We start from the raw sequence: 15,714 nt of genomic DNA on the forward strand, positions 1-15,714 counted from the left end.
GCTCCGCCAACATTGGCACCGGTAGTGGTTGTGAGTGCTTGATGCTCATGATTACCCATGCGCTAACCCTCCCCGCATCATCTTCAGTGCTTGTATCGGTGTGATGCCTGCCAGATCTCCCGCTGCTTGGCGTGCTTTGTCTTCCCCCGCCATGACGGCACGTTCCGCTGGTGACAGTTGGCCGTCATGACCAATAGCAGCTTGCAGCTTGAGGTCTTCGCCGCGGGCAAAGCGCTCTACCACCTGCTGGTAGTACACACGAAAGGCACGTTCGTGCTTGTCCATACGCTGATAGGTGGCAAACGCCATACCGTGAAGATCCATGTGCTCACCTGCCGCGGCGATAGCTTCATGCGAATACGGCTTGCCGGTGAAGGCGTGATCCTGCAGTGCCTGCCACGCGGTATCGAAGTCCGGCAACCCAAGCCCCTCGGGGGTCATCTGACATAGCTCGGCAAACTGCATGGCACTATCCGGCGGGAAGGCGTTGCCGCGCTGCCGAAGCGACTTGGCCGTGCGGGCCTTCTCGGCCTGCAAGCCACAGCGCAAGTGCTGGGCGCTTAAGTGGCTCAGGGCTGCCAGCCACTCACCTTCCGCATCACAGCTCACCCACTGACCATTCTCTTCAGTGCCCCACCCCATCTCACGGCAGCGGCGGTGCCAATGGGCGCCATGCAGTTGGGCCAAGCGATCGAACAGCGCATCCACCGCCTTCTGGCTCACCCGTGGCAGGTCATCACAACCACTCGCCATCGATGAGGTCGCCGGACGGCGGCTGGCCTTCGGCTTGCTCGCGGCGGCGCTTCTCAATGAGTGCACGCCCTTCAGCGGCCGAGAGCCTCGAGTTACGGATTGGACCAGTTGAGCAATGGCTTCCATAGATGCCTCCAGCGTTGCGAGTATTGTTGTTCGATGAAGTGTTGGTGTTCTGGCTCATGCGGGCCTGACGGGACGCTTCTCGCTTGCGGTTATCACTCACCCAGCGCACGAACTTGGCGCACCAGGCATGAAGCGAGTACGTCCGGCCCGGCTGATCCGCAAAGTGCGCGGTGAAGTCCGCCAGCTCGCCCTGATCCCATGTCAGACTCGGGTCACCGCGGCGTAGTGCTTCTGCCTGCCAATGGGTGGCATCCGGCCGCCAATCCAACGTCATTGATATCTGGCGAGCCGTAGCAATCGCTTGCGGCTCGCCGCTGTCAGTCTGCTGAGCGACATTGGCAAAGATCGGGTGCTCAGCAATGGCGGCAGCAGGCCTGGCAGACACTTCTTCTTCATCACTACCGGCCATCAGTGCCTCAAGCTCTTCCGGTGACGGCTCATCGGCGGCTTGCTGTTGCTGAGTCACGCCCATGGCGAGACGGTAGAAATTCGAGGTCTGGCGGCCGGTCTTCGTCTGACGTGGCACCACTTCCATCAATTCCTGCTCGACCAACGCCTCAATCGAGCGCTGCACCGTACGCATCGAGCACGCCATCTCGGCTGACAGCCGACGGATGGACGGCCAGCACACACCCTGCTCATTCGCGTAATCAGCCATCAGCATCAGCAATAATCGTGGCCCCGCCTTGATCGCTACCGGCAGCGTGGGCATCGCCTCGCGAGCCCATGCCATCGCTTGAAGACTCATGCCCCACCTCCTGCCAACTTCACGTGACGTGCCGCATGCGCCCGATGCCACTTCATGCCGCCCAGCTCATCGCCCTTGTCCCCGCGGCGGGCAGCGAGAATGGCATTGCACTTGTGCCAAGTGGCATAAGCTTCGTGATACTCACGGGCCCGCACCGGCTGCTCATGACGGATATCTTCACGCTGAGCGATATGACGACCCGCGCGAGCCATCTCGGCTTCAATACGTACCGTGCTCATGCTTGTCGTTATGGTCATGCCGTTACCTCGTCACCCTTGGCAGCCATCCCCAGCGACAAACGCTCAAAGCGTCCTGCCTCGCTCATGTGGTGGTCGATCGACAGGGTCCGGCGAGCATCTGCATTGGTCGTCTCACCCTGCCCCTTGCCACACTCCAGCAGGGCCACCACAGCCAGGTGGTGTTGCATGCTCATGCGCAAATCAAGCACGCCACCCACACGCTCACGTTTCTCTATGGCCACCGCCAGTCGATAGGTTTCCTGCCTGAGTTCCTCGCAGCTCCAATCTCGATAGCTCAGTAACATGCCTCTGGCTTCACTCGTCTTGATCGTCATGCCATACTTCCTTGGCGTAGTTGAGATGCCCCGTCATGGTTTGGTCGCCGTCGGGGCTTCTTTGCATCTATCGTTTCGTTACTTGCCTACCACCTTCAGCGGCTTGCGCATCGCCTGTAGTTGGCCCATCAAGGTGCTCATCTGCTGCTCGATGGCCTTATGCTGCGCTTCCAGCTGTGCAGCCTCTTTGTCATCTATCTCATCGTCCGCAATCGCCGCCTGAATCAGCGCCGCCATCGCGCCCTGGCCCTGCTGTGCCTTCAGCACAGACGCGAACACGTCCCCACGACTCACCTCGCCATGCGCACAACGCGGCACCGCAACCACCCCCAAGCAATCCAGAAACGGGGCGAGCAGACGCATCTGATGCTCGCGGTCCACGTTCCAGAAGATCCCCACGAAATCGATCAAGCGCATCGGCATCGGGTCGTCTTCTGCCAAGCGGCGATATAGCGACTTCACCGACATGCCGATATCACTCGCCAGCGTCTTCGGATGGCAATCGAAGGCCACGTCATGTACCGCGTCCAGATAGGTATCCATGTCCCGCTCAGGGACTGTATGGCTATCCATGGTGAATCTCTCCGTGTTCGTTCCGTTTAGGCCGTGATGGGCGGCGGCCTATGCTGTGATTGTCAGGCGGTCTTCTTGTTAGCGGTTCGCAAGCAGTGGCCCAGCGACGGGCATAGCTTCTTAGCCTTGAACTTGCCCCTAGTTAATTTCTCTGCACGGAGAGCCAGAACTGGAGACATCCCATGCTTTCCGCGAACCCATCCAGAAACAGTCCCTTGGTAGACCCCAAGCTCCTCAGCAGCCTTGGCCTGAGTCCCAAAGTGATCGACCAAACGTTCGAATATATTCTTCATAGCGCCGCTCCATACGGGTATACCCGTAATCATAAATACGGGAATATCCATTTGCAAGAGTATGGGTGCGCCCATGATAATTACTCTATGGAATTCAAAGATCGCCTTAAAGCCGCCCGAAAATACGCCAAGCTCACCCAAGTGCAGCTTGCTGAACGAGTGGGCATAGATCAGACCAGCGTTTCCGACCTTGAACGGGGTAAGTCCCGCAAGACTGGGTATGCGGCTGAAATTGCTCATGTACTAGGTGTGAGTGCGAGGTGGCTTACGACTGGCGAAGGCGAGATGCTTGAATCAGGGCCTGTCCACCGTGGCGATGCCAGCGAGCTGGTGCTACATGAAACTGAGGTCGTGGACGGGGATGAGCCTCTGAGAGATGACGAGGTCGAGATCCCATATTTCCGCGAGGTCGAGATGGCAGCGGGCGATGGTCGCACTCAAGTCATCGAGAACCACGGCGCCTACATGCGCTTCAGTCTGCCGCGATTGATGAAGGCCGGTGTAGACCCATCGCTTGCGGCATGCGCCACCGTTACTGGCGACTCGATGGAGCCGGTAATAGTAGATGGCTCACCAATCGGCATCGACAAGGGGTGCCGACAGATTCTGGACGGCAAGGTCTACGCACTGGACCATTGCGGTATGCTGCGCGTGAAGCGTCTCTACCGACTTCCGCCGGGGCGCATGCGTGTGGTCAGCGATAACCACATCGAGTATCCGGAAGAGATCTACACCCTGGGCGACCCGGATGCCCCGAAGATCATCGGACGCGTCTTCTGGTGGGAAACATTTGCCTGACGAAATCCTCGCGCCCGTGTATCCAGAGAGAGGGGATCTAATAGGTAGGTTCTAGGCATGACACTGGTGTCACCCTCCCCCTGCCACTGATGTCGCTCTCCCCCTGACACCGATGTCACCCTCCCTAATTTTTCAGGACAGCCAACCTTCATTAAAAACCCGCCCATAGTGGCGGGTTTTTAGTGCTTTCACCGTCTACCAACAGTGCTAGTCTTAGCAAACCTCATCACTCTGCATGACTCGCAAGGAGGCGAACTCATGTCTGCTGCATTGATAATTTTTTTGACGCTTTCCGTTTTCCTGCTGCCCTGGCTAGCCGTAATGCATGCCGCGTACTACAAGGGGGTAGATGTCCTCTCGGCGGGCGCAGTGGGATTCTTCGGCACACCGTTGATGGGCATCCTCTATGTTATCGCTATGCCGGCAGACCCAGCGAAGCTCAAGCGCCGCCGTCTGCGTAGCGCCAAGGCCACTGACAAGGAATGCCCGCACTGCCTCTCACTTATCCCCAAGCAGGCCAGTATCTGCCACCAATGTGGACGCAATAGCGCCCTGACCGCCAGCAAGCCCGCGCACGGTGTGGAACCCTCAATTACTCCCCAACCACAAACGCGGGGGCCAGCCCCCATACCGGCCGGTAGCTTCGATTACGCTGAACACGGCGGCACGGATACTCAGGCCGCCGAGGCGTATAAACGGCGCATCGAGAACACCGACCACTAAGCGTCCTGCAAGCCGTCTAACCCGCCCACAGTGGCGGGTTTTTTATTGCCTACAACATGGGCGGAAATGTCTAATCTTGAAAAATACGGGCAAAACCTTGACCAGAGATACGGACATACCCATAATTATCTGCGCAGAGACGGCACATCGCCATCGTCACTAAGTGGATTGGAGCAGCCCATGACCGACACAGCCCGCAAGCATCGCTCAGCCATCACCCTCGCCGTCATCGTCGGCGGTCTGGTCACGCTCGCCAGCCTCACTCAGCAGAACGATGGCACCCGCCAGCTGTCCGCCAGCGAAGCCGAATACTGCGAAATGACTGCCATGTGGCAGGAAGATGCCAAGGCCGGCTTCGTCGAATCCCAGCGCCGCGGCTGGCCGGACTTCCATGGCAATGCCGCCAGCCTCTGCTCCCCTCAGATTACGCATGGTCAGCAGCTTGCCAGTCGCTGATCGGACCTCGCCCCAAGGCCAGCAGGTGGTGCTAGTGGGATTGCGAGCATAACCACCCGCAGGTAAGGCGCCGGTGCCAACCCTTCACTAGCGGCCTTACCCCCGACACCTGGGCGAGTGGTGTGACAGCTGGAGAGACAGCGCTTATCAGAGGGCATCGGCACTGCCGGTATCGCCTGATGAGCCAACCAAGCCGCTGGTATAGGTGGCCGACGCGATGACCAGGCGAAGGAGCCTGAGAGCCGAGGGCGAACTGGACATGACGCCAGTAGCCGAGCCGACGATATACCTCTTAATGAGAGGGCACCGTCAAGCCTTTATCTAGCATGATGGCTTGACGGTGTCTTTTAAAAAGCATGATCATTCAGAGAATTCAATATCTACAACCTGAGCTACGGCTTTACCTTCAGCCCAATCAGTTAAAGGTGTATCAAGAGTATAGTACTTATCTTGCTCCATTTCTTTTACATAACCTGCTTTCAAAGGCTTGTTGCTATCTCCATATGAATATTTACTCACCAAAACAGGATTGTATTCCTCTTCGAAAATAGTAACTCCTTTTTCATTTTTAAAATAGACCACTATTTTTACACGATCTAAGCTCTTATTTCCTGTGTTTTTGATAGACAACCTCACAGCGGGCACACTTTTTTTAGTGTAAGTGTCAATTCTTTTGGCTTCAAACTCAGTTATTACGACTTTATCCATGTAGTTATTTTTCTCGGTAAATTCATGCATTTCTTCCTTAACATTTTCAATTCCAGCCTGCGCATACCTCACACCGGCAGGCACTTGGTTCATTTCTTCATATTTTTCTAATGCTTTCTTGAATTTTCTACTATCGAGTAGCTGCTCGGCCTCTTTTTTTAACGCAGAAACTTTTCTTTCTTCCTGCTTTCGCTTTTCATCAATAATCTTATCTCTTTCAATTTCGGCTTGGTGTTTAGAGATAACCTCATCCCCAGTCAATCCATCGATAACTTGCAGATTTAGATTAAACTGAGCCTCATTTGACATACCAACAGCATCGCCGCTAAATGCTCTTTTCATAATAGAAGAAATACCAGACTTTCCGCCAATGCTAAAGTACATCAGAGCTTTCTGAAACTCCTTCTTTTTTCCAGATGAGAGCTCTTGCATTATCTCTTGCGAGGACTCTTTGATTGTATTTTCATTAGTTGCATCAAACTTCTCAGGACCAAAGCACCCAGAGAGAAAGACAAGCAAAGAGAGAACAATGATTTTTTTCATAAACACCTCTTCCTTAAAATTTTAACCTATTTACAACACTTAATTTATCAGAATCCAACTTCACTATATAAGGAAAGGCTAGCAAATCAAACAAGTTATTTCCCGTAAAAATATTACCTAATGCTCCCCTACAGCGCTTATCGCTTCCCATCACTTCCATGACGGAGCCTTTTGGCACACTCCTTTTTCATCGTGTCTCTCAGCACGCCTTGCTCACCCCAACCGGTGAGCCTTTTTGTGCTCACACGCCAGTCTCTTCTAGGGGCTGACCTGTGCGCTCAATCATTACTTGTCAGGAGGTCTTCATGCAGCTTTGTCTTCGGTCCCGGGTCACCATCGATGGCATCACCGCGACGATGGCTGAACATGCAGAGCGGCGCGGTATCGGCCAGGGCACGCTCCTGTCACGCATGACGCGAGCAGGACGGCATGACGCCCTGCTACTGCTGGAACCAGCAACAAAGTCTCGCAAACCAGTACCGGCTCCCAGTCGGCAAGAAGTCATCAGGGACTTGATGCGCACCCCTGCCGGCCTGTTGGCAACTGCCAAGCGGCTGGGCGACTACGCATCACTGACACAGACATCGCCATGATTCTCCCGCTACTCATCGCCGCCACTTGCCTGGCGGATTTCTTTTGCCTGCTCACCGGTGGCTGGCTCGACACATTGCTCACCAAGGATGACTGATATGACCCGCGATCAACTGATGGACAGCCTGCTACATCTCCCTCATCCGTGGCCGCGGCCCGAGACGGACTGCAACCTGCCGACCGAGAACGCCCACGGTGACTTCGAGGGATGGATCAAGGGCCCGACCAACAACGAATGGCATTACGCATGGATAGGCGCCCATGAGCGACGCATCGTCATTACCCGGGAACAATGGGAAGAGGCGCTGCTGGCACACGTCCAACATCCCGAGCGACCAGTCAGCGATACAGTCGCAGCCACCTCAGCAGATGAAGTCGATCCAAGGGCTTGGAACGGCGAAGGCCTGCCACCGGTGGGGAGCAAAGTGACGCTCGATTCAGATCACGGCGGACACGCAGAAGTCAGAGTGATCGGCCATACACTGCGCGGCGACAATGTCGTGATCGAAGGCAAGCGTCGTGGCGTTGAAGTCTGCGCTCGGTCTGAGCTACACCCCATCCGCTCCGATCGAGAGAAGGCGATTGGGGACATGAAGGAGATAACCAAGGCCGCTGCTGACGCTCATAAGCGTGAGCTGCACGGGGCACTGCCGGAAGAGTACCTGCTGGGTGCGCTCTACGACGCAGGCCATCGCAAGGTGAAGTCATGAACGTCATCGACCTATTCGCCGGCGCAGGTGGATTCAGCACCGGTGCCAGCATGGCAGGCTGCAACGTGGCCTGGGCAGCCAACCACTGGCCGGATGCTGTCGAATGGCACAGCCGCAACCATCCGGACGCAGCGCACATCTGCCAGGACCTGCATCAGGCGGATTGGAGTCAGGTGCCCGCTCATGACCTGATGCTGGCGTCACCCTGCTGTCAGGGCCATAGCAAGGCGCGAGGCAAGGCCAGTGGAAACCCTCAGCACGATGCCAGCCGCTCGACTGCTTGGGCAGTGGTATCAGCTGCCGAGTATCACCGACCACCAGCCATCCTCGTGGAGAACGTCCCCGAGTTCCTCGATTGGCAGCTCTACCGCCCCTGGGTGCTGGCCATGCAGGCGCTGGGCTATGCCGTCAGCCCGCATGTAGTAGACGCCGCGGATCTCGGCGCCCCGCAGAACCGCATCCGCATGTTCCTGGTGCTCACCCAGTCCGCTCAGCCGCTCAAGCTGAACCTGCCGACACTCGATCACCTGCCGGCCGACAGCTTCATCGACTTTGAGGCAGGCCGTTGGCAGCCCATCGAAAAACCCGGGCGAGCCGCCGCCACTCTGGAGCGAGTCCGCGCTGGACGAGCCACCCACGGGGACCGCTTCCTGATCAGCTACTACGGCAACACCAAGACAGGGCGCTCGCTGGATCGCCCTGTCGGAACCATCACCACGCGCGACCGCTGGGCCATTGTCGATGGCGACCGCATGCGCATGCTCAGCCGGTGGGAATGTCGATCGGCCATGAGCTTCCCCGACACCTATCAGCTACCGGATAACCACCGACTGGCCGTGCATCTGCTCGGCAACGCGGTCTGCCCTACCCCGGTCAGCCACATCATCAAGGCGCTGCAGAAGGCAGCATGAGTATGAGGAGTCTATGCGCCAGGTATCGCAATCAACGTGGGTGCCGCCAGCACATGGTTCGTGCCCGCAATGCGGTGGCAGCGGCACATTTCGAGGCGTCTTCCATACCTCCCCATGCGCCCATTGTCACGGTACCGGGTACGCCGCAGAGGATGGTGAATCACTGCCACTGGAAGACCTGATCGTGATGATCAGCCAACGACGAGATCACTGGCGCCGCAAGTACACATTGATGATGCAGGTGCCCGGTGTGCAAGACGCGATGGCCAATCATGCCGCCGTACAAGAAGAGCAGGCCCTGGGCTACAGCTCGGGCCGTTATCAAGGTGACTAGACAGGAGATGACCATGACAGACACAGCCACTCATCAGCCGCTGCGCTTCCTCCGCACCCGTGAAGTCTGCGAGAAGATAGGCCGCAGCCGCTCATCACTCGAGAAGCTGCTGGTAAAAGACCCCAACTTTCCGCGCCCAATCAAGGATGGCATTGGCCGGGCATCGACCAACTATTGGTACGAACACGAGATTGAAGCATGGATGAGCCAATGGGCTATGCAGTTACGTCCCGCTGACGACGCTTGAACTTGTCTCGCTTGGCCTTGGTCATGCCGACTTCCAATGCCTCAAGGTAGTCGGCATACCACTGCATCATCTTCCGCCTCTGCTCAAGGTACGACGCCTGGTTGTACACGCCCTCCAACCCGATCGGCTTGTGCGCAAGCTGCATCTCCGTCCACTGTAACGGCCACCCATGCTCACTCAGCAGTGTCTTGGCCGTATGACGGGCTCCATGCCCCGTCATCCTCTCCTTATAGCCTGCATTCGAGAAGCAGCGATTGATCGCAGCATCCGACAGGACAGGTAGCTTTGCCCCCTCCCCAGTGAATACATACCTCGACCGTCCAGAAAGAGGACGCATCTCTTCAAGCGCTTGCAGTGCTTGACGGCAAAGTGGCACGACATGATCGCGGCGCATCTTCATCTTCTCCGCGGGGATGTGCCACGACTTGCCCTTGATCTCGCTCCACTCCATCCATCGCACCATGCCTGGCCGCGAGGCTGTCCACACGACCATCCAAGCAGCCAAGCGAGTAGACCGGCGGCTGGTTGTCATACGCAGTGCACGCAGAAAGTCTGGTAGATCTTCTTCCAGTAGATGAGGGCGAGGCTTGGAGACAGGTGCCGGCGCCGCAACGTCCAGCAGGTTCGAAGCTGGGTTGTTCTCGCAATAGCCGTGAGCAATGGCGAAGTCGAAGATCCGGCGCAGAAAAGCCCGGGACTTCTCGGCAATATTGAAAGCCTTGCGGGCCTCAATACCTTTCTGAACGCGCACGCAGTCAGCCCGTGACACATCAGCAACTGCCATATCTCCCAGTGCAGGCAACGCATCATTATCGAGCCAATGCCTCATCTTGGTCAGCGTCTTAGCTGACCTCCCCTGCATCTGCTTGTGCTCGTACCACTGCTCCGCGACCACCCCAAAGGTCCGGACACCACCGCCCCCTCTAAGATGCTCCCGGGGATCAATGCCGTCGGCTACCAGCTCGGCAATCTGGATAGCTTGAGCTCGCGCTTTCTTGGCCTTGGTGTCCGGGTAACCCCCTACTCCCATGAACGACCACTTTTGCGTGATCGGGTGTTTGTAGCGAACCTCCCAGCGCTTGCGGCCAGTTGGCGACACGACGAAGTAGAGACGGTCCAGGCCATAGGCCTCGCGATACTCACGCGCTTCTGGCTCGAGGGTAGACAACACGGTGTCTGCAAGCGGTCGCCGCTTGATAGCATCACGCTTCATGTATGGTGCCCATGTATGGTGGAACCTCACCATACACCACACCATACATGGGCCTCTAGAGTGAATGCATGTATAAATATACAGTATTATGGACGCAAGAAAGGTAAAACAAGGAGTTACGAGAATATAAGAGGAGGGTAAAGCAGGGAAAAAGAGGGGCTTGGTGCCCCCTGCAGGAGTCGAACCTGCGACCTGCCCCTTAGGAGGGGGCCGCTCTATCCAGCTGAGCTAAGGGGGCGTAGCGCTGCGCAGTATAAGCCATTGAAGTGGCAAGATAAACCCGTTCGGCCCGCGCGTGCCGCCCTCCTCACGCCAGGCAAGAGCATCATCGGCCTCATGCGCCGAGCACTCCGGCTTCGATCTCATCGAGCACGTCCTTCATGGGACGGGGGCGCCCCAACAGATAGCCCTGGACACGCTGACAGCCCAGCTGACGCAGCACCTCGAACTGCTCGGAGGTCTCCACTCCCTCGGCCACCACTTCCAGCGACAGGGCACGCGCCATCACCAGCATCGCACGCACGATCTCGTTGGCATGGCAGACTTCCTGTCCGGGAGTCTCGCCAGGTGCAGGCGCTGTCAGCCCGTCGTCATCGATGAGACGCAGATCCTTGATGAAGCTGCGGTCGATCTTCAGCTCACTGAGCGGCATGCGGCGCAGGCGTGCAAGATTGGAGTAGCCGATCCCGAAATCGTCGATGGAGAACGTCAGCCCCAGCGCCGCCAGCTGGTCGACCTTCTCCAACATGTCGGCCTCATCTTCCGCCGCCAGGCTCTCGGTGATCTCCATGCGCAACATGTCCGGCGCGAAGGCATGGCGCTTGAGCAGGGCTGCGACCTGCGGCACGAATTCCGCGCTGCGAAACTGTACCTGACTGACATTCACCGCGATCGGCAGCTGATGTCCGCGTGTCGCCATGTCTTCCAACACCGCACAGGCTTGCCCCAGCACCCAATGGCCCAGCTCGACGATCAGCCCTGATTCTTCCGCGATCGGGATGAAGGTCGCGGGCGAGACATTCCCCAGCAGCGGGTCATTCCAGCGCAGCAACGCCTCAAGACCACAGAGCCTGGGCAGCTGATGCTCAAGCGAGGCATCCGACTGCAGGGAGAATTGCGGTTGGAGATGGACTTCCAGATGCTGACGGGAAAGCGCACTGCGCAGGGATTGCTCCATCTGGGTGGCGGCGATGATGCGATTGCGCATGTCCGGTGAGAAGAAGCACATGCGTGCACGCCCGGCCCCCTTGCTCTCATAGAGCGCGATGTCCGCCTCGTGCAGCAGATGGCCCCAATCGTCTCCCTCGTCTTCTGCCGCCCCGGAAAGCGTCTGATACCCCTCGTCCGCCTCATCCGGACGCGGATACAGCGTGATGCCCAGTGAGCCGGACAGCTGATGCGCACGCCCTTCCAGCTCAACCGGTACCCGCAGACGTGCCAGCAATCCCTCGCCGACGTGCATCGCTCGGGCCCTGGCGTCCTCCATGCCACCGAAGCGAGGCGCCAGCAGCACGATGAACTCATCCCCGCCCTGGCGCGCGAGCACATCGCCCGGCTCCAGCAACTGCTCCAGCCGGGCGGCGATCTGGATCAGGGCACGATCTCCCGCGTCATGCCCCAGTACATCGTTCAGGCGCTTGAAATGATCCAGATCCAGGAACATCAACGCCCCGACGCGCGCTTCTTCCAGAGCGAGGTCCGCGAAGGCTGCGAGCTTGCGACGCAACAGCCGACGATTGGGCAGGCCCGTCAATGCATCATGCAGCGCCTGATAGGTGAGCTGCTCATCACGCCGATGGCGTTCGATCGCCAATCGAGCCACGTTGACGGCGACCTTCAGCAAGCCGAGATGGCTATCGTTGAAGACATCGCCGGACGTGGCATAGAAGGCGAAACTTCCCAGCGGATTGCCTGCATCATCGAGGATGGGCATGGAGAGACAGGCATCCAGTCCCAGCGCGTGGGGATGCTGACGGAAGCCCTCCCAGGCGGGGTCCTCGCCGATGGCGGGGGTCAGCACCTGCTCACGCCGCCACATCGCCGTACCACAGGTGCCCACCCCCTCCCCGATACGCAGGCCGGAGGTGAACTGCATGAAGCTGGGGGGCAGGCTCGGCGCCTTCCCTCCGATGATTCGTGTGCCTGTCTCATCCAGAAGCAGCAGCGAGGAACGCACGCGAGTCGCGACGGCCTCGATGGCCTGACACAGGTCCAGCAGGGTCTTGTCCAGCGGCTGGCCAGCCGTGACGGACTCAAGCAATCTGAGCTGGGAATGGCTGAGCTCCAGCGCCAGATGCGCCTGGGTCACATCGGTATGCACGCCGAGATAACCGGTCAGGGTGCCGTCGGCGGCCATGAGCGGTATGCAGCGCAGACGAAGGCGCAGCGGTCGTCCATTCGCATCGTGATGGAGCAGCTCCTCGTCACTGGGCTCACCCAGCTCGCACTGCTGATGCATTCTGGCGATCACCGTCCTGTCGGAATCCTCACCCGTCAGAAATTCACTGAGCACCTGACCGGCCAGGTCTTCTGCCCGGTATCCCGTCAGCTCCTCGAAGGCCGGATTGACCCACTGCACACGCCCTTGAAGGTCGTATCCACACACTCCATTGGAAGTATGCTGCAACAGCTGATGCAAGCAATTGCTGCCTTCCAGGCCGTCAACTGAAGCAGCGGAGGTGGCCGCGGCGGAGGACGCTGATGGATTCATGGACATGTCGTTTCAATCTCCCTGCCGATGCTACCTGAAGGTTCATGGCTTCTGGCACAGTCAGCATGTCGGTCGCACTCGATCTTTCCTTCCTGAAGTGCCGGGCGCCTTGGCACCGACTCCCCTCTCATCCTGCTGGTCAAGTGTCACTTGTCCTTGAGTATAAGTAACCCTCAATCTGCGTTGAATGAAGGCAAAATCTCACGAATCCTCTGCCTCGAGCGCGAGGCAGGCACTGCCATGTCGAGCCTTCGCGGCAGGATGGTCTTCTCTGGCGTGGTGGGATCCGAGAGCGCGCGAGACCCTCCCGCGCAATGCTCGAAGGACAGCACAACGTGATGACACAGCCGGACAGATACGACCGAACGAAAACAGACGAACGAAAACAGCCACGCCCCGACCAGAGGTCGAGGCGTGGCTGTGTCACTACCCGAGGGCAAGAGGCGAGCTGGCTACCCCTGAGCGAATCCTCAGTGGCGCGCCGTCTTCAGCGCATCCGCCAGTTCACGGGTCAAGGCATGTACCGCTTGGGTGCCCTGCTCCGGTGTCTCGGCGTTGGCCTGCAGATCGATCAGGGCCGAGCCGACCACGACTCCATCGGCGAAACGACCGATACGCGCCGCCTGCTCTGCGGTACGGATACCGAAACCGACCGCGACGGGAATCTCGGTGTGCTCCCGGATACGGCCCACTTCGGCCTCGACCTTCTCGGCCGTCGGTGCAGCGCCACCGGTCACGCCATTGCTGGAGACGTAGTAGAGGAAGCCTGAGGTATTGGCCAGCACGCCCGGCAGGCGCGCGCTGTCAGTCGTCGGTGTCGCGAGGCGAATGAAGCTGATACCGGCAGCATTGGCCGGCTCACACAGCTCATCGTCGTGCTCCGGCGGCAGGTCGACCACGATCAGGCCATCGACACCGGCCTGGCTTGCCTGCTCGAGGAAGGTGGCCACACCGCGACGATAGATCGGGTTGTAGTAACCCATCAGCACGATGGGCGTGTCCTGGTCGCGCTTGCGGAATTCCGTGACCATCGCCAGGGTACGGTCCATCGTCTGGCCGGCCTTCAGGGCACGCTGGGTGGCATGCTGGATCGCCAGACCATCGGCCATCGGGTCGGTGAACGGCATGCCCAGCTCGATGACATCGGCACCGGCCTCGGCCATGCCGAGGAAGGTCGCGAGGCTGGCATCATAGCCGGGGTCACCCGCGGTGATGTAGGTCACCAGCGCTGCGCGATTCTCGCTGCGTACGGCAGCGAAACGGCGGTCAAGACGGCTGCTGTAAGTGGTGTCAGTAGCGGAAGTGCTCATCAATAGACTCCGAATTTGCTGACCTGCAGGCAGCGATTCACCTGCAGGCGAAGAAGACATGGGGCGGATGGACCCGGTCAGCGTCTGACCCCTCCATCGCCGGGCATTGCGCGACAGGCGCGGCGTTACTCGCCGTCAGGATTCAGGCCCAGCTCGTCCGCCAGATGATGGGTAACGGTGGCCATGTCCTTGTCACCGCGGCCGCTCAGATTGACCACCATCAGATGGTCCTTCGGCAGGCCCGGTGCACGCTTGATGACTTCCGCCAGCGCGTGGGAAGACTCCAGCGCCGGAATGATGCCTTCCAGGCGACACAGCATCTTGAAGGCGTCCAGTGCTTCCTGGTCGGTCGCGGCGACATACTCGGCACGCTTGATGTCGTGCAACCAGGCGTGTTCCGGGCCGATACCCGGATAGTCGAGCCCTGCGGAGATGGAGTGCGCATCACCGATCTGCCCCTCGTCATCCTGCAGCAGGAAGGTGCGGTTACCGTGCAGCACGCCCGGCAGGCCACCCTTGAGACTGGCGGCGTGGCGCGGCGTGTCCAGACCTTCACCGGCAGCCTCGACCCCGATGATCTCGACGCTTTGCTCGTCCAGGAACGGATGGAACAACCCCATGGCGTTGGACCCCCCGCCGATGCAGGCGACCAGCGAGTCCGGCAGACGGCCTTCCTTCTCCTGCAGCTGGACGCGGGTTTCCTGACCGATGATGGACTGGAAGTCACGCACCAGCTGCGGATACGGATGTGGGCCCGCGACAGTACCGATGATGTAGAAGGTATCGTCGACGTTGGTGACCCAGTCACGCAGCGCCTCGTTCATGGCATCCTTCAACGTGCCATCACCGGCAGTGACTGGGATCACCTTGGCGCCCAGCAACTGCATGCGCTGAACGTTGGGCTGCTGACGGTGAATGTCGGTGGAGCCCATGTAGATCACGCAGTCCAGACCGAAACGCGCCGCCACGGTGGCCGTCGCCACGCCGTGCATGCCGGCACCGGTCTCGGCGATGATGCGCTGCTTGCCCATGCGGCGTGCCAGCAGCACCTGGCCCAACGCATTGTTGATCTTGTGAGCGCCGGTGTGCATCAGATCTTCCCGCTTGAGATAGACCTTGGCACCTCCGAGATGCTCAGTCAGACGCTCGGCGTAATACAGCGGGCTCTGACGCCCGACATAATCCGCGGAGAGACCGGCCAGTTCCTCGGCGAAGGCCGGATCCTGCTTGGCGGCTTCATACTCGCGCTGCAGGTGCAGAATCAGCGGCATCAGCGTCTCGGCGACGAATCGGCCGCCGAAGTCACCAAAGAAGCCCTTGGCATCCGGGCCTTGACGCAGGGTAGCAGTCGACTGGCTCATGCAAATCTCCTCGAAGTCATGTCAGTGGCGGG

The 15,714-nt window shown here is 59.0% G+C and carries 18 protein-coding genes and 1 tRNA gene; 7 read left to right on the forward strand and 12 right to left on the reverse strand.

Going from position 1 to position 15,714, the window contains the following annotated elements:
• Window positions 1-51: 51 nt before the first annotated feature.
• From BOH68_RS11915 to BOH68_RS11940, 6 genes are all read right to left on the reverse strand, one after another.
• Entirely contained in the window at window positions 52-753 is a 702-nt protein-coding gene (locus BOH68_RS11915; RefSeq protein ID WP_077374391.1) for a replication protein P, read from the reverse strand.
• On the reverse strand, window positions 737-1,627 hold the full coding sequence (locus BOH68_RS11920) for a DnaT-like ssDNA-binding domain-containing protein (RefSeq protein WP_077374394.1): 891 nt from the start codon (window positions 1,625-1,627) through the stop codon (window positions 737-739). The genes BOH68_RS11915 and BOH68_RS11920 overlap by 17 nt, the downstream gene beginning before the upstream one ends.
• On the reverse strand, window positions 1,624-1,884 hold the full coding sequence (locus tag BOH68_RS11925; protein ID WP_139345445.1) for a hypothetical protein: 261 nt from the start codon (window positions 1,882-1,884) through the stop codon (window positions 1,624-1,626). The genes BOH68_RS11920 and BOH68_RS11925 overlap by 4 nt, the downstream gene beginning before the upstream one ends.
• Window positions 1,881-2,201, reverse strand: coding sequence for a hypothetical protein (locus BOH68_RS11930; protein WP_077374400.1), 321 nt, complete (start codon window positions 2,199-2,201; stop codon window positions 1,881-1,883). The genes BOH68_RS11925 and BOH68_RS11930 overlap by 4 nt, the downstream gene beginning before the upstream one ends.
• A 78-nt stretch (window positions 2,202-2,279) precedes the next feature.
• Complete coding sequence (locus tag BOH68_RS11935) at window positions 2,280-2,744, reverse strand: phage regulatory CII family protein (protein WP_077374403.1); 465 nt, start codon at window positions 2,742-2,744, stop codon at window positions 2,280-2,282.
• A gap of 92 nt (window positions 2,745-2,836) precedes the next feature.
• Window positions 2,837-3,067: a Cro/CI family transcriptional regulator gene (locus BOH68_RS11940; protein ID WP_077375579.1), complete on the reverse strand. Its 231-nt coding sequence runs from the start codon at window positions 3,065-3,067 to the stop codon at window positions 2,837-2,839.
• Here BOH68_RS11940 and BOH68_RS11945 point away from each other — a divergent pair.
• The 3 genes from BOH68_RS11945 (at window position 2,957) to BOH68_RS11955 (ending at window position 5,044) form a co-directional block, all read left to right on the forward strand.
• Window positions 2,957-3,865: an XRE family transcriptional regulator gene (locus tag BOH68_RS11945; RefSeq protein WP_258038214.1), complete on the forward strand. Its 909-nt coding sequence runs from the start codon at window positions 2,957-2,959 to the stop codon at window positions 3,863-3,865. The genes BOH68_RS11940 and BOH68_RS11945 overlap by 111 nt on opposite strands.
• Window positions 3,866-4,123: 258 nt before the next feature.
• The gene (locus tag BOH68_RS11950) at window positions 4,124-4,588 is read left to right on the forward strand and encodes a hypothetical protein (RefSeq protein ID WP_077374412.1); all 465 of its coding nucleotides are present in this window, start codon (window positions 4,124-4,126) and stop codon (window positions 4,586-4,588) included.
• A gap of 180 nt (window positions 4,589-4,768) precedes the next feature.
• Window positions 4,769-5,044 (forward strand): hypothetical protein, encoded by a 276-nt coding sequence (locus tag BOH68_RS11955; RefSeq protein ID WP_077374415.1) that lies wholly within the window; start codon window positions 4,769-4,771, stop codon window positions 5,042-5,044.
• A 360-nt stretch (window positions 5,045-5,404) separates the two neighbouring features.
• Here BOH68_RS11955 and BOH68_RS11960 read toward each other — a convergent pair whose 3' ends face one another.
• Window positions 5,405-6,295, reverse strand: a complete 891-nt coding sequence (locus BOH68_RS11960) for a DUF6694 family lipoprotein (protein WP_077374418.1) — start codon at window positions 6,293-6,295, stop codon at window positions 5,405-5,407.
• A 689-nt stretch (window positions 6,296-6,984) separates the two neighbouring features.
• Here BOH68_RS11960 and BOH68_RS11965 point away from each other — a divergent pair.
• The 4 genes from BOH68_RS11965 (at window position 6,985) to BOH68_RS11980 (ending at window position 9,088) form a co-directional block, all read left to right on the forward strand.
• Window positions 6,985-7,596 carry a hypothetical protein gene (locus BOH68_RS11965; RefSeq protein ID WP_077374421.1) on the forward strand — a complete coding sequence of 204 codons (612 nt, stop codon included), beginning with the start codon at window positions 6,985-6,987 and terminating at the stop codon, window positions 7,594-7,596.
• A complete protein-coding gene (locus tag BOH68_RS11970; protein ID WP_077374423.1) occupies window positions 7,593-8,507 on the forward strand; it encodes a DNA cytosine methyltransferase in 915 nt (304 codons plus the stop codon). Before BOH68_RS11965 ends, BOH68_RS11970 begins: the two co-directional genes overlap by 4 nt.
• Window positions 8,508-8,691: 184 nt before the next feature.
• Window positions 8,692-8,841, forward strand: coding sequence for a hypothetical protein (locus BOH68_RS11975; protein ID WP_170877385.1), 150 nt, complete (start codon window positions 8,692-8,694; stop codon window positions 8,839-8,841).
• A 13-nt stretch (window positions 8,842-8,854) separates the two neighbouring features.
• Window positions 8,855-9,088, forward strand: a complete 234-nt coding sequence (locus BOH68_RS11980; RefSeq protein WP_165873902.1) for a helix-turn-helix transcriptional regulator — start codon at window positions 8,855-8,857, stop codon at window positions 9,086-9,088.
• On the opposite strand, the gene BOH68_RS11985 is transcribed toward BOH68_RS11980, so the two are convergent.
• From BOH68_RS11985 to trpB, 5 genes are all read right to left on the reverse strand, one after another.
• Window positions 9,057-10,301 carry a tyrosine-type recombinase/integrase gene (locus tag BOH68_RS11985; RefSeq protein ID WP_054555156.1) on the reverse strand — a complete coding sequence of 415 codons (1,245 nt, stop codon included), beginning with the start codon at window positions 10,299-10,301 and terminating at the stop codon, window positions 9,057-9,059. The two genes, BOH68_RS11980 and BOH68_RS11985, sit on opposite strands and share 32 nt — an antisense overlap.
• Window positions 10,302-10,462: 161 nt before the next feature.
• A tRNA-Arg gene (locus BOH68_RS11990) sits at window positions 10,463-10,539 on the reverse strand.
• A gap of 96 nt (window positions 10,540-10,635) precedes the next feature.
• Entirely contained in the window at window positions 10,636-13,011 is a 2,376-nt protein-coding gene (locus tag BOH68_RS11995) for a sensor domain-containing protein (RefSeq protein ID WP_170877386.1), read from the reverse strand.
• 470 nt (window positions 13,012-13,481) lie between these two features.
• Window positions 13,482-14,321: a tryptophan synthase subunit alpha gene (gene trpA, locus BOH68_RS12000; protein WP_077374432.1), complete on the reverse strand. Its 840-nt coding sequence runs from the start codon at window positions 14,319-14,321 to the stop codon at window positions 13,482-13,484.
• Window positions 14,322-14,446: 125 nt separating this feature from the next.
• Entirely contained in the window at window positions 14,447-15,682 is a 1,236-nt protein-coding gene (trpB, locus tag BOH68_RS12005; RefSeq protein ID WP_077374435.1) for a tryptophan synthase subunit beta, read from the reverse strand.
• Window positions 15,683-15,714: the final 32 nt, after the last annotated feature.

Origin of the sequence: Cobetia sp. MM1IDA2H-1 (genome assembly GCF_002916775.2) — a bacterium.
GTDB lineage: Bacteria > Pseudomonadota > Gammaproteobacteria > Pseudomonadales > Halomonadaceae > Cobetia > Cobetia marina.

Bases quoted from the DNA above. Each gene is read 5' to 3' on its own strand.
- BOH68_RS11915 (WP_077374391.1), bottom strand. From the start codon at position 753: ATGGCGAGTGGTTGTGATGACCTGCCACGGGTGAGCCAGAAGGCGGTG.
- BOH68_RS11920 (WP_077374394.1), bottom strand. From the start codon at position 1,627: ATGAGTCTTCAAGCGATGGCATGGGCTCGCGAGGCGATGCCCACGCTG.
- BOH68_RS11925 (WP_139345445.1), bottom strand. From the start codon at position 1,884: ATGACCATAACGACAAGCATGAGCACGGTACGTATTGAAGCCGAGATG.
- BOH68_RS11930 (WP_077374400.1), bottom strand. From the start codon at position 2,201: ATGACGATCAAGACGAGTGAAGCCAGAGGCATGTTACTGAGCTATCGA.
- BOH68_RS11935 (WP_077374403.1), bottom strand. From the start codon at position 2,744: ATGGATACCTATCTGGACGCGGTACATGACGTGGCCTTCGATTGCCAT.
- BOH68_RS11945 (WP_258038214.1), top strand. From the start codon at position 2,957: ATGCTTTCCGCGAACCCATCCAGAAACAGTCCCTTGGTAGACCCCAAG.
- BOH68_RS11940 (WP_077375579.1), bottom strand. From the start codon at position 3,067: ATGAAGAATATATTCGAACGTTTGGTCGATCACTTTGGGACTCAGGCC.
- BOH68_RS11950 (WP_077374412.1), top strand. From the start codon at position 4,124: ATGTCTGCTGCATTGATAATTTTTTTGACGCTTTCCGTTTTCCTGCTG.
- BOH68_RS11955 (WP_077374415.1), top strand. From the start codon at position 4,769: ATGACCGACACAGCCCGCAAGCATCGCTCAGCCATCACCCTCGCCGTC.
- BOH68_RS11960 (WP_077374418.1), bottom strand. From the start codon at position 6,295: ATGAAAAAAATCATTGTTCTCTCTTTGCTTGTCTTTCTCTCTGGGTGC.
- BOH68_RS11965 (WP_077374421.1), top strand. From the start codon at position 6,985: ATGACCCGCGATCAACTGATGGACAGCCTGCTACATCTCCCTCATCCG.
- BOH68_RS11970 (WP_077374423.1), top strand. From the start codon at position 7,593: ATGAACGTCATCGACCTATTCGCCGGCGCAGGTGGATTCAGCACCGGT.
- BOH68_RS11980 (WP_165873902.1), top strand. From the start codon at position 8,855: ATGACAGACACAGCCACTCATCAGCCGCTGCGCTTCCTCCGCACCCGT.
- BOH68_RS11985 (WP_054555156.1), bottom strand. From the start codon at position 10,301: ATGAAGCGTGATGCTATCAAGCGGCGACCGCTTGCAGACACCGTGTTG.
- BOH68_RS11995 (WP_170877386.1), bottom strand. From the start codon at position 13,011: ATGAATCCATCAGCGTCCTCCGCCGCGGCCACCTCCGCTGCTTCAGTT.
- trpA (WP_077374432.1), bottom strand. From the start codon at position 14,321: ATGAGCACTTCCGCTACTGACACCACTTACAGCAGCCGTCTTGACCGC.
- trpB (WP_077374435.1), bottom strand. From the start codon at position 15,682: ATGAGCCAGTCGACTGCTACCCTGCGTCAAGGCCCGGATGCCAAGGGC.